Below are 12,834 nucleotides of genomic sequence, written 5' to 3'. Positions count from 1 at the left end.
GCAAATGTTCATGCGGTGGGCTATGTCCGGGCAGCCACCAAGCGGCGTAAATACCAAACCCGTCGGCGGCTGCGGGGAGGTTTTTTGTGTTAAATCGCTTCGGTGTTTTTGATGAGCCAGTCGTGGGCCGCACCTTTGGTGTGTGGCGCGAGTTTGTCGCGGACGCGGGCGTGGTAGGCATTCAGCCAGTGTTTTTCTGCCTCGGTGAGCAGGGTTTTGTCGATGAGGCGGGTGTCGATCGGGCAGAGGGTCAGGGTTTCAAAGTAGAGGTAGTGGCCGAAGGCGGTCTCCGCCGGTTGGGCGACGCGGCGGTTGACGACGAGGTTTTCGATGCGGATGCCCCACTGCCCGGGGCGGTACAGTCCCGGTTCGTTCGAGGTGATCATGCCCGCTTTCATGCCGCTCGCGCCGTGGATGGGTGCGTGGTAGGAGAGGACTTGCGGGCCTTCGTGGACGTTCAGGAAGTAGCCGACGCCGTGGCCGGTGCCGTGGCCGTAATCGCACTGTTCGCGCCACATCGGTACGCGGCAGATGGCGTCCAAAAGCGGCGCGGCGATGTTTTCGGGGAAGATGGCTTCGGCGAGGGCGATGTGCGCTTTCAGCACCAGGGTGTAGTCGCGCTGCATGGCGGCGGCGGGTGTGCCGATGGCGATGACGCGGGTGATGTCGGTGGTGCCGTTTTGGTATTGGCCGCCGGAGTCGATGAGCAGCAGGCCGTCGCGGCCGATGGTGCTGTGGTGTTCGCGGGTGGCGCTGTAATGCGGCAGGGCGGCGTTTTCGTTGTAGGCGGCGATGGTGCCGAAGCTGGGCGAGATGAAGTGCGGTTGGGCGCTGCGGTGGGCGAGGAGGAGGTCGTCCACGTCGAGTTCGGTGAGGGTTTCGCCGGCGCCGAGGCGCGCTTCGAGTTCGGCGAAGAAGCCGCACAGTGCCGCGCCGTCCTGCACCATGGCGTCGCGGGTGTGGGCGATTTCGCCGTCGTGTTTGCAGGCCTTGAAAAGGGTGCCGGGGTTGATGGCTTCTATCAGGGTGATGTCGGGCGGCAGGCGGCGCAGGGTGCTGACGGCGGTTTTTTCGGGGTTGAGCAGCAGGCTGCCGCCGAGTTTGCCGACGGCGTCATGAATGGCGTCGTAGGGGGCGATGCCGATGCTGGCTGCGGTGAGGGTCGCGGTGGCGGCGGGGGTGAGTTTGGCGGCGTCCACGTAGAGGGTGGTGTCGTGCTCGCCGATGTGCAGGTAGGCGAGGAAGACGGGGTTGTAGGGGACGTCGCTGCCGCGCAGGTTGGTGAGCCAGGCGATGTCGTCCAGTGATGAGATGAGGTGGTGCGTGGCGCCTTTTTCTTGCATGGCGGCGCGGACGCGGGCGAGTTTGGCGGCGGCGTTTTCGGGGACGAAGGCGGGGTCGTGCGGGTAAATTGCCGCTTTGGGCAGCGCCGGACGGTCGTGCCAGAGGTCGTTCATCAGGTCGTGGTTGTGGTTCACGCGGATGTTTTTCGCGGCGAAGGCGGCTTCCATCTGCCGCTTGGCGCTAAGCGAGAGCATATCGGCGGCGATGCCGACGACGGCACCCTGCGGCAGGTAGTCGGCGAGTGCGTCAATGTGGGTGCGGCCGGAGCCGAGTTTTTGTAATTCGATGCCGCTGCCGGCAAGTTGCTGCGTCGCCTGTTCCCAGTAGCGGCTGTCCGCCCACAGTTCGGCGCGCCCGGCGGTGACGATAAGCGTCGGCACGGAGCCGGTGAAGCCGGAGAGCCAACGCCGCGTCTGCCAGTGGTCGGGCAGGTATTCGGAGAGGTGCGGGTCGGCGGAAGGCGCGACCCAGGCGTCGAGCTGGTGTTGCTGCATGAGTTCGCGCAGGGCGGTGATGCGTTTGGCGTAGATGTTCATGAGTGTTCCTGTGTGTGTTGATGTTTGCAATAGTTTGCCGCGCTCAGGCGGTGTGGGTCGTGCGGGGAAGCCCGCAGTTGTCCTGCCTGGCGCTTTTGCAAGCGGTTATTCCGCCCCTTTGAGCATTTTGTTCAATAGCGGCACCAGTACCAGCAGCACGAGGCCGGTGGCGATGGCGATCAGCGCGGTGAGGGCGTAGAAGCCGGCGGGGCTGTCCGCCCGGTAGCAGACGGCGAAGTATTTGCCGCCGAGGGTGAAGCCGAGCGAGAGGCTGAGGAAGTTCAGCGCCACCATCTGCGTCTTGAAGTGTTCCGGCGCGATGCGGGTGACGAAGGAGAGGGAAATGGGCGAGAGCAGCAGTTCGGCGAGGGTGTTGAACAGCACCGCGATGGCGAGGATGACAAGCGGCATCACCGTGCCGCTCAGGAGGAAGGGCAGGAAGACGAGGTAGCTCAGGCTGAGGACGAAGAGCGACAGCGCGAATTTCAGCGGTGTTTTCGGCTGGCGCGCGCCGAGTTTGGTCCACACCGCCGCCATCACGCCGGAGAAGATGATGACCCACAGGCTTTGCAGCGAGTCTTTCCACGACACGGGGATGACGAAATCGCCGATGGTGCGTTTTGCCAGCATGGTTTCGTCGAAATAGACGGTGAAGGCGGTGTAGATTTGGAACCACAGCGCCCAGAAGATGCACATCGCGGAGAAGAGCGGGATGTAGGCGAGGATGTAGCGGCGGTGTTCGGCGTCCACTTTGTCGTCATTCATCAGGCGGACGAAGTAGCCGGTAACGGCGAAGATGACCACGACGAGCAGCACGGTCGGGAAGTTGTCCAGCCGCAGTTCTTTGAAAAACACCGCGCCGGCGACGAAGGACGAGACTATCAGCACGGCAGCGGCGGCAATCTTGATGCTGTCCGGCGGCAGGGGGTTCGGCGCGCCGGTGCGCGGCAGGTTGCGGCGGCCGATGGTATAAACCAGCAAACCAATGGCCATGCCGACGGCAGCCGCGCCGAAACCGTAGTGGAAACCGCGCGTCGTTTGCAGCCAGCCGGTGATGATGGGGCCGAAAAAGCCGCCGACGTTGATGCCGAAGTAGAAAATGGTGAAGCCGGCGTCGCGCAGCGGGCGCAGTTCGTCGTTTTCATAGAGCGCGCCGACCATCGAGCTGGAAGACGCCTTGACCCCGCCGCTGCCAAGCGCAATCAGCACCAGACCGCAAATCAGCCCCGGCACGCCTGGCACGATGGCAAGGGCGATGTGGCCGAGCATCACCGTGATGCCCGCATAGAACAGGGTGCGCTCCGCGCCGAGGACGCGATCCGCCGCCCAGCCGCCGAGGATGGTGGAGAGATAAACGCTGCCGCCGTAAGCGCCCATGATGCCGCCGGCGACGGTCTTGTCGATGCCGAGGCCGCCTTCGGTCGCCGCGTAATAAAGGTAAATCATGAGGATGCCCTGCATCCCGTAGAAGGAGAAACGCTCGAACATCTCGATGCTGAACAGCGAGAACAACTGGCGCGGATGGCCGAGGAAGGATTTGTGGGTAGGGTTTGAAGCAGACATGAGCGGGACTCCCGTTGTGTGAAAGACTGCATCACGCGCCAACGCGCGCCTGCATTCGGGGTTCCGCTGGGGACAGTCCCCGAACGGGCGGAATGTAGCACAGATGAAAGAAAAGCAACAAGTAATCCACAGATAAGATAACGCCTGCTGTTAATCAGCCACAGCAAGCAACATTCCCGCTTGCGCCGCCCTATAATCCGTCGGTCTCCATCACCGCTTCAGCTCATGCCCGCATCCGCCCCGCTTACCCTGCCGCACCGTTGCCGCTTCCTCGGCTGGCTCGTCCGCCGCCTCTACTACCGCCGCGTGAACCTGCGCGGCGACACCGTCAACCACCGCCGCCCGACCCTCTTCCTCCTCAGCCACAGAAACGGCGCGACCGACGGGCAAATCTACATGGCGGCAACAGGCGGCGCGCCCTCGCTCATCTCCATCCAGCTCCTGCGCCATTGGTACCTGCGTCTCTTCTTCGCCGGCATCCCCGTCGTGCGCGACAAAGACCGCGCCCGCTACGGCCTTGCCGCCGACGCCGTGCCCTCGCCGGTGCGTGCCGCCATCGCGCAAATCAAAAACGGCGGCAGCCTCTGCCTCTACCCCGAAGGCACCAGCGCCTGGCAGGCGCAACCGCTCCCCTATCAGGGCGGCATGGCGGTCATCGCCGCCCGCCTCAAAGCGGCGGGCGTGGATTTCGCCGTGCAGCCGCTCGCCGCCCATTACAGCAAACCGGACGGCTTCAAGAGCCGCGTCAGCATCATTGTCGGCACCGCCTTCCGTCCGCAAGGCGACAGCATCGCCGACTTGCAGGAAGAACTCGGTGCCGCACTGCGCCACATCAGCGTCGATACCGCCGATAACGCCGCCTTCAACCGCATTCAGGCACGCGCCTGGCGGGGTGCGCGCGATGGCGCGGATTACGGCGCGGTCTTCCTGCGTACCCAGACGGGCGAACGCACCGCGCAAGACCGTCCGGAAAAACCGCTGCCCGCCACCTGGCGCGTTACCCGCGCCTACCCGCCTGCCGACGAAGCACGCATCCGTGCCACCAAAGCAGAACGCCGCCCGTGGGCCAAGGTACTGTTTGCCCTCGGTTTCCCGCTAGTTGCCGCCGCAGCGCTGCTCGCCGGACGCGCCGCCGACGGCCGCAACAACACCACCTTCTTCCGCACCCTCGGTGCCGCCGCTGCCGCCGTGCCGCAAGCCGCGCTGTGGCTCACCGCCTGCTACTGGGCACCGCTGCCCGCGCTGCTGTGGCTCACCCTCGGCATCTGCGGCTGGTATTACTACCCCGAACCCGCGCCCGTGCCGCTGGCAGAAACCCACGATTGACCCCGCCGCGCGCCGGAAAACCCTGCTTTACATCACCGGCGGGCAACTGTATGATGCGCGCCTCATTCAATGGAGAGGTGGCCGAGAGGCTGAAGGCGCTCCCCTGCTAAGGGAGTATAGAGTTTATAGCTCTATCGGGGGTTCGAATCCCCCCCTCTCCGCCAGAACAACAGAACCACCGTCGCCGGTGGTTTTTTTGTACCCGACGGTTCCCCGCTGGTCGCTGCCGCGCGCAAGACGGCACGGATTTTTGCCCGCTTGCCCGGCGGGCGTCTTTGCTATCATTACACGAACATTAACCACCCGCCCCGTCATGTCCCGCCTGACCGCCGTCCCCGCCCGCCTCGCGCCGTTTTTCACCCATCCGGCCATCTTTTATACGCTGCTCGCCGCCTTTTTCGTGCTGTACCGCCCACTGGCGCCGACGCAGCCGTGGTGGCAGGATGCGGTTGTCATCGTCCTCCTTGCCGTGTTGTGCGGCTTGGCGTATCACAACAAACCGACAGGCCTGGATGTCCCGTTCATCATGCTCAGCGGCTTTTTCTATTCCGTCGAAGATCCGTATTTTTTCGCCCCGCCCCTCCTCACCGCCCTGTTTTTCTACCTCATTACCCTGTGGCAGGAAGTGCGCGGCCAAACGCCGCCGACGCGTCTTGCGCTCGCGGCCGATTACACCGCCCATCTTGTCAACTTCGCCATCACCCTGCTGTGGCTCGCGCTTGCCCGCACCCATCCGCACTACGCCGCGCTTGCCGCCTATTTCATCATCATGACCCTGTTCAGCGGTGCCGCCCTTTTTTGCCGCGCCGCAAGAGCCCTCAAAACATAAGGAATCCCCATGCGCCGCCTCCCCGTTTACCTCGTCATCGACATCTCCGAAAGCATGGCCGGCGACAACCTGCGCCGGATGCAGGAAGGCATCGATCGCCTTATCAAAGCCCTGCGCGCCGACCCGTATGCGCTTGAAACCGTGCACCTCGGCGTTATCGCCTTCGCCGGCGTGGCGCGCACCATCGCGCCGCTCACCGAACTCTTCGCCTTCTACCCGCCGCGCCTGCCCATCGGTTCCGGCACCTCCATCGGCACCGCGCTCGAACACCTCATGGCCGAAATCGGGAGCAACGTGGTGGCGAACAGCCCCACGCAAAAGGGCGATTACAAACCGATGGTGTACCTCATGACCGACGGCAAGGCGACCGACGACCCTACCGCAGCCATCGCCCGCTGGCAGCGCGACTACAAAAACCACGCGACGCTGGTCAGCATCGGCATCGGCCCCTTCGCCGACCTCGGCGCGCTGAGCGCCATCAGCGACCACACCCTGCGGCTTGACCACAACGACGAAGACGACTTCCGCACCTTCATCAACTGGATCTCCACCTCCGTCTCGGCGCAAAGCAAAAGCCTCGGCGTGGACGTGCCGCTGACGCTGGACAAAAACGAAAGCCCGGCACTCAGCCTCGTCAAGGACGCGATGGCCGCCGCCGCCATTGACGAAAACTACGTCATCATCACCGGCCTCTGCGCGAAAACCCGCCTGCCGTATCTCATGAAATACGAGCGGATGCCCGACATCGGCGACATCCCCTTCTTCACCAAACAGGCACCGCAGGTGTACCGCTATGTCGGTGTTTATCCGGCGGAAAAAGACTACTTCGACTGGTCGGACAAACGCGCCAACGCCAACACCATCGCCGCCTCCATGCTTGAAGGCGGCGGCGGCTGCCCGCACTGCGGCGCGGCGTACGGCCTCGCCACCTGCTCCTGCGGCCAGGTCTTCTGCGTGGACGGCGACGGCGAAGTTACCTGCCCCGGCTGCAACCAGACCATCTACATGGGCAGTGCCGAAGGCGACTTCGACATCGCCCGCTCACGAGGTTGACCATGACGCCGAAAACCCTGAAAGACTGGCTGCATCACGCCGACGACGAAATCCTTGCCCGCTTCATCGCCAACCACCAGAACCTCATCGCCCAGCTCATGCAGGCCTGGCAGCGACAACTCGACAAAGAACAGGCGGCAAACAGCGCGATTGTTCCTGGCGAAAAAACCCCGCTTGCGGAGGAAGAAAGCAGCAAAAACGCCGCTTGCAGCGACGACAATTCCCTCTCCCCGCCTGCGGGGGGAGGTGCTGCGGAGCAGCGGAGGGGGGGAGAAGACGAACCCGCCAGCGGTACAGCCACCACAGCAGCGCACAACCCACAGTGCGACGCGACCACCCCCAACGCGTTTTCCCCGCTTGCAGAAGAAAGCAGTAAACACGCCGCTTACGGCGACGACACCCCCCACCCCGCCGCTGGCACTGCTGCTTCAACATCCCCCCATCCGGCCTCTGCTCACCTCCCCCCGCAAGCGGGGGAAGGGATTGATAGCAACGACGAATTCGCCCCGCTCGAACCCCCAATCCCGGACATCGCCATGCCCCTGACACCCCACAAACCCGCCCCGACCGCCATCCAGCCCCCGCCCATCCACCTGCCGCCGCTGCCGAATGCCAACCAGGGACAGCCCTACGACCACACCCTGCCTGCCGACCTGCCCATCACCGGCCTCACCATCAAAACCGCCGACAGCGGCCTCGTCTGGGACGCCGCCGCCCGCCGCATCCACGGCATCCCGACCACGAGCGGCGACCTGCCCATCCGCATCACCCTGCGCGATAACGACAAAGAAGTCCCTCTCCACCTCAACCTGCACATCAACCCCGACCCAAAAAGCCTGTGGCAAAACCTGCCCTCCGACCAGAATGGACCTTTTGCCAAGCCCGACAGCGCCCACGCAGAACAAACCACCCCGCACGGCCGCCTTCTCGCCGCCCGCCAGCGCGGCCGCTCACACGCGCACGTCGGCAGCTACTGCGATGACGACTACCGTATCGCCTACCACCCCGCAAGCGGCCTGCACCTCCTCATCGTCGCCGACGGCGCGGGCAGCGCCCAATACGCCCGCTACGGCTCGCAACTTGCGGTCGAGGCGGTGAAAAACACCATCATCGGCATCCTTGACGCCGCCAAGTCATACGACAAACTGACAGGCCTCAACGCCGGCGAACGCGAAGAAACCGCGACAAAAATCATCACCCACGCCCTGCACGCCGCACACAACGCCCACCGCGAAGCCGCCCAACAACACGGCCTTGACGCAAAAAGCCTCTCCTGCACCCTGCTCATCGCCCTCGCCGTACCGCTTGCCGACGGCAGCTGGTATCACGCCGCCTACCAGGTCGGCGACGGTGCCGCCGCCCTGTGGCAGCCCGAAAACAGCCAACTGCACCTCTTGGGCGAAGCCGACAGCGGCGCCTACTCCGGCGAGACCCAATTCCTCAGCCGCGCCCAGCTTGAAGAAACCGACATCGCCCGCCGCATCCGCCACCACAGCGGCCACGCGCCCGCCGCGCTCATCCTCATGACCGACGGCGTCTCCGACCCCAAATTTGAAACCGACGCCGGCCTGAAAAACCCCGCACTGTGGCAGGCGCTGTGGCAAGACCTCGCCACCCCGCTCGCCGCTGCCGCTCCTGATGCCGCCCTGCTCGAATGGCTGGACTTCTGGTCCAGAGGCAACCACGACGACCGCACCATCGCCCTCCTCATCCCCCACGACAAGGAGCGTTCATGACCGCGCTCACCATCGCCCACACCTGCAAAGAGCGGCACCCGCTTGCCATTCTTGGCCGCATGGCGAACCGCCACGGCCTGATTGCCGGCGCGACCGGCACCGGCAAAACCGTCACCCTGCGCAAAATGGCCGAAACATTCAGCAACGCGGGCGTCCCGGTTTTCCTTGTTGATGCCAAAGGCGACCTTTCCGGCATGACCCGCGCAGGCGACGGCAGCGGCCTCATTAGCGAGCGCATGGCGCAACTCGGCCTCGGTACGGATTACCTGTGCGGCAGCCCGGTGCGCTTCTGGGATACTTACGGCGAAAGCGGCATCCCGCTGCGCCTGTCCATTGACGAAATCGGGCCGATGCTGCTGGCGCGCATCATGGATCTCACCGAAGCGCAGGAACGCGCGCTGGCCGTTGTGTACCGCGTCGCCCGGGACAACGGCTGGGAAATGATCGGCCTGCGCGACCTGCGCGCGATGATTACCTACGTCGTGGATAACGCCGAACTCTACCAGCGCATCTATGGCAACGTCCGCCCCGTGACCGTCGGCGCCATTCAGGGCCGCCTGCTCCTGCTCGAAAACGAAGGGGCGGAGCGCTTCTTCGGCGAGCCTTCGCTCGACCTCAACCACTGGCTGACCACCGCCGCCGACGGGCGCGGTATCGTCAACATCCTCAATGCCGAAAAACTGCTGCTGCGCGCGCCGCGCATTTACAGCACCTTCCTCATCTGGTTCCTCACCCGCCTCTTCGAGACTCTGCCCGAATGCGGCGACCTGCCGCTGCCGAAACTCGTCCTCTTTTTCGATGAGGCACACCTGCTCTTCAAAAACCCCTCGCCCACCCTGCTGGAACGCATCGAAAGCACCGTGCGCCTCATCCGCTCCAAAGGCGTCGGCGTGTACTTCATCACCCAGAACCCGCGCGACCTGCCCGACAGCGTCCTTGACCAGCTGGGCAACCGCGTCCAGCACGCCCTGCGCGCATACAGCGCCAGCGCCATCAAAAACGTCGAAGCCGCCGCCAAAACCTTCCGCCCCAACCCGACCCTCAACACCGTGCAGGCCATCACCGAACTCGGCAAAGGCGAGGCCCTCGTCTCCTTTCTTGACGGCGACGGCATCCCGCGTCCCGTGCAGCGCGCCTACATCATGCCGCCGCAAAGCGACCGCGCCCCGCTGAGCGACGCCGCGCGCAACGCCGGCTACCAAAATGACCCGCTCTACCCCGCCTACCGCGACACCATCGAGCGCCCCACCGCCTACGAAGCCCTGCAAGCGCTGGCTGATGCCGCCGCAGAAGACGGCGTGGAAGATCCTGCCTTGCGTATCCCCATCACCCTCCCGCCTGACAACGGCGCCCCCGCCGCACCATCGCGCCCCGCGCCCGCGCCCGCTGCCGCTGCCAACGGCACACCTGTCACCCCGCCCCGCCCCGCGACTGCCGCCATTGCCAACAGCACGCCCGCCGCCACCCCCCAGCCCATCACCACGACAAAAATCCCGCTTGAACTCGTGCGCGGCCAGAACACCACCCTGCCTGCCGCCGCGCAACTGCACCTCCGCCTGCACTGGCCGCAGGCCGCCGTCGCCCCCGACCTCAGTCTCTTCCTGCTCGGCACGGGCGGCAAAGTGCGCGGCGATGGCGACATCCTCTACTACAACCAGCCCGCGACCGCCGACGGCAACATCCGCCTCGCTGGCGACACCCTCACCCTCCGCCTCGCCGGACTGGATGTCGCCATCGATGAATTGCACCTCTGCGCCAGTATTGATGACGCAAGCCCCTACCGCCGCCTGAGCGAGGCGGGCGAAGCCGTCCTCAGCATCCGCGACGACAGCGGCAGCGAACACATCCGCTACCGCCTCACCCCGCACGAAACCGGCACTGCCACCGCTCTCAACATCGCGCAACTCTACCGCCGCCAGGGGCAATGGAAAATCCGCGTCCGCAGCGAAGGCTACCGCGACGGCCTCGCCAAACTCTGCGCGCACTACGGACTGGAAGTACAACCATGAGCAAAAACATCATCACCCTCACCGCGACCAACGGCCAGACCATCCGCTTCATCGACGAAGTCAAAGCCCAGGGCGGCATGAAAGACGTCAAATTCTCGCCGGACGGCGACTACGTTGTCGCCTTCTTCCGCGACAAGGCCGATCCGGCCACGCGCGAGCGGCTGGAAATGATCACCGGGCAGTACCGCGAGCGCATCTTCAACCAGGCAGGCGGCGACTACCTGAAAAACCTCTACTGCTGGCCGACCGCCGTCGTCGAACACGACGGCCGCCTCGGCGTCGTCGTCCCCTTCTACCGCAAAAACTTCTTCTTCCGCTACGGCAGCCGCAATAACGACATGCTCAACATCAAGGGCAAAGAAAAAGACGGCAAATGGTTCGCGAGCGCCAACAACCGCAACAAATACCTCGACCCGCGCGAACTCGGCGACTGGATGCGCCACCTGAAAATCTGCCTCATGCTGGCGCGCGCCGTGCGCCGCATGCACATGGCCGGCCTCAGCCACAGCGACCTCGGCTACAAAAACTGCCTCATCGACCCGACCACGGGCGAAGCCTGCCTCATCGACATCGACGGCCTCGTCGTCCCCGGCAAACACCCGCCGACCGTGGTTGGCACCCCGGACTTCATCGCCCCCGAAGTCGTCGAAACCGCGCACCTCGACAAAGACGACCCCCAGCGCAAACTGCCGAGCCGCAGCACCGACCTGCACGCGCTCGCCGTCCTCATCTACATGTACCTGCTCTACCGCCACCCGCTCCGGGGCGACAAAATCCATGACGCGAACGACAGCCAGCGCGACGAAGAACTGAGCATGGGCAGCCGTGCCCTCTTTATCGAACACCCGACGGACGCGAGCAACCGCATCAAAACCGCGCAACTCAAAGCGAGCGAACTGCCGTGGAAAGACACCGCGAAAACCCCCTACACCCTGTGCGGCCCCTACATCGCCAAACTCTTCGAACGCGCCTTCATCGACGGCCTGCACAACCCGTCCGCGCGCCCGACCGCCGACGAATGGGAACATGCCCTCGTCAAAACCGTTGACCTGCTGCAACCCTGTGCCAATCCGCAGTGCGAGCAGAAATGGTACGCCTTCGACAACAGCCGCAGCCCGCGCTGCCCCTTCTGCGGCACGGCGCACAGCGGCAAATTGCCGGTCTTGAATCTCTACTCGCAAGCCCCCGGCGGCAGCTACCGCCCGGACAACCACCGCATCATGGTGTACAGCGGCCAATCCCTCTTCCGTTGGCATGCCGACAGCCGCGTCTTCCCCAACGAGAAACTGGCGGCGGCGGATGCCAAACGCGTCGGCTACTTCGTGCAGCACAACGGCGACTGGTGGCTGGTCAACGAAACCCTGCCCGAATGCTACGACGTGCAGAAAAAAACCACCGTCCCGCCCGGTGGCAAAGTGAAACTCGAAGAAGGCGCGCAAATTCTCCTGCAAAAAGGCGAGGGCGGCCGTCTCTTGATGGTGCAGATGGCGGGGGTATAGCTGCCAAGCGGCGTGTGCCGGGTTCGCGTCAAGCAATGTGGTTGCCGGCTTCGCCAAGCGGACACCAAATCCTTCCCGCTTGCGCGTGGGGAGGTGTGTCTGCATGGATGAGGGGGAGAGCGGCCAAGCGGTGGATCGCCGGCTCTACCAGGCGACGTGGTGACTGGGCCCGTCAGCGATAAGCAAAGCCTCTTCCCCTGCGCGCGGGGAAAAGATGCCCAAAGGGCGGTGCAAATCTCAAATGGCGTGAATACCGGATTCGCCAGCAGCTACAGGAGATTTTCTTGCCGTGTACGAAAGGGGATCGGGATGAAATTTTGCGCGCAGATTTCAGACAGCGTGATGCCGCGCCCAGCCAAGAAAGCGCTGGTGTAGCGCGGCGAGTTGGGCGTAGGTTGTGTCGATGCCGTTTTCGTTATTGACGATGAAATTGGCACGACACAGGCGTTCCCCGCGCGGAATTTGTGCGGCGATGATGGCGGCGATGGCTTCGCACTGCTGCCGGTCACGCTCGCTGCCGCGCGCCAGTTGCGTGGCAATGGATACATCCACGACCAGGACAAGATCACAAAGCGCATCCAGCCCGTTTTCCAGCAACAGGGGCGCGCTGAGTATGCGGTAAGGTTTCGGTGGAGCCGCTTGCAGTTTTTGCAGCAAGCGATAACGAATGGCCGGCTGCATGACGGCATTCAGACGATTGCGGGCGGCATCATCGCCAAATATGCGGCCGCGCAGGGCGGCGCGGTTGAGATTGCCGTCGGCGGTCAGGATGTCATCGCCAAACATATCAGCCAGTTCCCGCAACAGCGGCGAACCGGTGATAACGACTTCCCGCGCGATGAGGTCAGCGTCAATCACGGCAACGGAACGGGCGGCAAACCAGTCGCTACATAATGTCTTGCCACTGGCTATGCCGCCCGTTAGTCCGATAATCATGAT

At 64.2% G+C, this 12,834-nt stretch carries 9 protein-coding genes and 1 tRNA gene; 7 read left to right on the top strand and 3 right to left on the bottom strand.

The features are described 5' to 3' along the window. Positions 1-89 precede the first annotated feature (89 nt). Together Q0562_RS01105 and Q0562_RS01100 are read right to left on the bottom strand one after the other, a co-directional pair. Complete coding sequence (locus Q0562_RS01105) at positions 90-1,880, bottom strand: aminopeptidase P family protein (RefSeq protein WP_298639992.1); 1,791 nt, start codon at positions 1,878-1,880, stop codon at positions 90-92. Positions 1,881-1,985: 105 nt separating this feature from the next. Continuing rightward, on the bottom strand, positions 1,986-3,443 hold the full coding sequence (locus Q0562_RS01100; RefSeq protein ID WP_298639989.1) for an oligopeptide:H+ symporter: 1,458 nt from the start codon (positions 3,441-3,443) through the stop codon (positions 1,986-1,988). 225 nt (positions 3,444-3,668) lie between these two features. Between Q0562_RS01100 and Q0562_RS01095 the strand changes: the two genes are divergently transcribed. The 7 genes from Q0562_RS01095 (at position 3,669) to Q0562_RS01065 (ending at position 11,895) form a co-directional block, all read left to right on the top strand. After that, entirely contained in the window at positions 3,669-4,769 is a 1,101-nt protein-coding gene (locus tag Q0562_RS01095; protein WP_298639986.1) for a hypothetical protein, read from the top strand. A gap of 71 nt (positions 4,770-4,840) precedes the next feature. After that, positions 4,841-4,933 (top strand) — tRNA-Ser (locus Q0562_RS01090). A 149-nt stretch (positions 4,934-5,082) separates the two neighbouring features. Beyond that, a complete protein-coding gene (locus tag Q0562_RS01085; RefSeq protein ID WP_298639984.1) occupies positions 5,083-5,598 on the top strand; it encodes a hypothetical protein in 516 nt (171 codons plus the stop codon). A 9-nt stretch (positions 5,599-5,607) separates the two neighbouring features. After that, positions 5,608-6,651, top strand: a complete 1,044-nt coding sequence (locus Q0562_RS01080; RefSeq protein ID WP_298639981.1) for a TerY-C metal binding domain-containing protein — start codon at positions 5,608-5,610, stop codon at positions 6,649-6,651. Between the two features lie 2 nt (positions 6,652-6,653). Next, complete coding sequence (locus Q0562_RS01075; protein ID WP_298639980.1) at positions 6,654-8,387, top strand: protein phosphatase 2C domain-containing protein; 1,734 nt, start codon at positions 6,654-6,656, stop codon at positions 8,385-8,387. After that, the gene (locus tag Q0562_RS01070) at positions 8,384-10,396 is read left to right on the top strand and encodes a helicase HerA-like domain-containing protein (RefSeq protein WP_298639978.1); all 2,013 of its coding nucleotides are present in this window, start codon (positions 8,384-8,386) and stop codon (positions 10,394-10,396) included. Before Q0562_RS01075 ends, Q0562_RS01070 begins: the two co-directional genes overlap by 4 nt. After that, complete coding sequence (locus Q0562_RS01065) at positions 10,393-11,895, top strand: lipopolysaccharide kinase InaA family protein (protein WP_298639975.1); 1,503 nt, start codon at positions 10,393-10,395, stop codon at positions 11,893-11,895. The genes Q0562_RS01070 and Q0562_RS01065 overlap by 4 nt, the downstream gene beginning before the upstream one ends. Positions 11,896-12,225: 330 nt before the next feature. Here the strand turns inward: Q0562_RS01065 and coaE are convergent, their stop codons facing one another. After that, the gene (coaE, locus tag Q0562_RS01060; protein ID WP_298639973.1) at positions 12,226-12,831 is read right to left on the bottom strand and encodes a dephospho-CoA kinase; all 606 of its coding nucleotides are present in this window, start codon (positions 12,829-12,831) and stop codon (positions 12,226-12,228) included. Positions 12,832-12,834: the final 3 nt, after the last annotated feature.

It is taken from the genome of uncultured Cardiobacterium sp. (genome assembly GCF_938028825.1).
Taxonomy (GTDB): domain Bacteria; phylum Pseudomonadota; class Gammaproteobacteria; order Cardiobacteriales; family Cardiobacteriaceae; genus Cardiobacterium.
The sequence above is the reverse complement of the archived record's forward strand: the minus strand, read 5'-3'. Positions and strand labels throughout refer to the sequence as shown.

Bases quoted from the DNA above. Each gene is read 5' to 3' on its own strand.
- Q0562_RS01105 (WP_298639992.1), bottom strand. From the start codon at position 1,880: ATGAACATCTACGCCAAACGCATCACCGCCCTGCGCGAACTCATGCAG.
- Q0562_RS01100 (WP_298639989.1), bottom strand. From the start codon at position 3,443: ATGTCTGCTTCAAACCCTACCCACAAATCCTTCCTCGGCCATCCGCGC.
- Q0562_RS01095 (WP_298639986.1), top strand. From the start codon at position 3,669: ATGCCCGCATCCGCCCCGCTTACCCTGCCGCACCGTTGCCGCTTCCTC.
- Q0562_RS01085 (WP_298639984.1), top strand. From the start codon at position 5,083: ATGTCCCGCCTGACCGCCGTCCCCGCCCGCCTCGCGCCGTTTTTCACC.
- Q0562_RS01080 (WP_298639981.1), top strand. From the start codon at position 5,608: ATGCGCCGCCTCCCCGTTTACCTCGTCATCGACATCTCCGAAAGCATG.
- Q0562_RS01075 (WP_298639980.1), top strand. From the start codon at position 6,654: ATGACGCCGAAAACCCTGAAAGACTGGCTGCATCACGCCGACGACGAA.
- Q0562_RS01070 (WP_298639978.1), top strand. From the start codon at position 8,384: ATGACCGCGCTCACCATCGCCCACACCTGCAAAGAGCGGCACCCGCTT.
- Q0562_RS01065 (WP_298639975.1), top strand. From the start codon at position 10,393: ATGAGCAAAAACATCATCACCCTCACCGCGACCAACGGCCAGACCATC.
- coaE (WP_298639973.1), bottom strand. From the start codon at position 12,831: ATGATTATCGGACTAACGGGCGGCATAGCCAGTGGCAAGACATTATGT.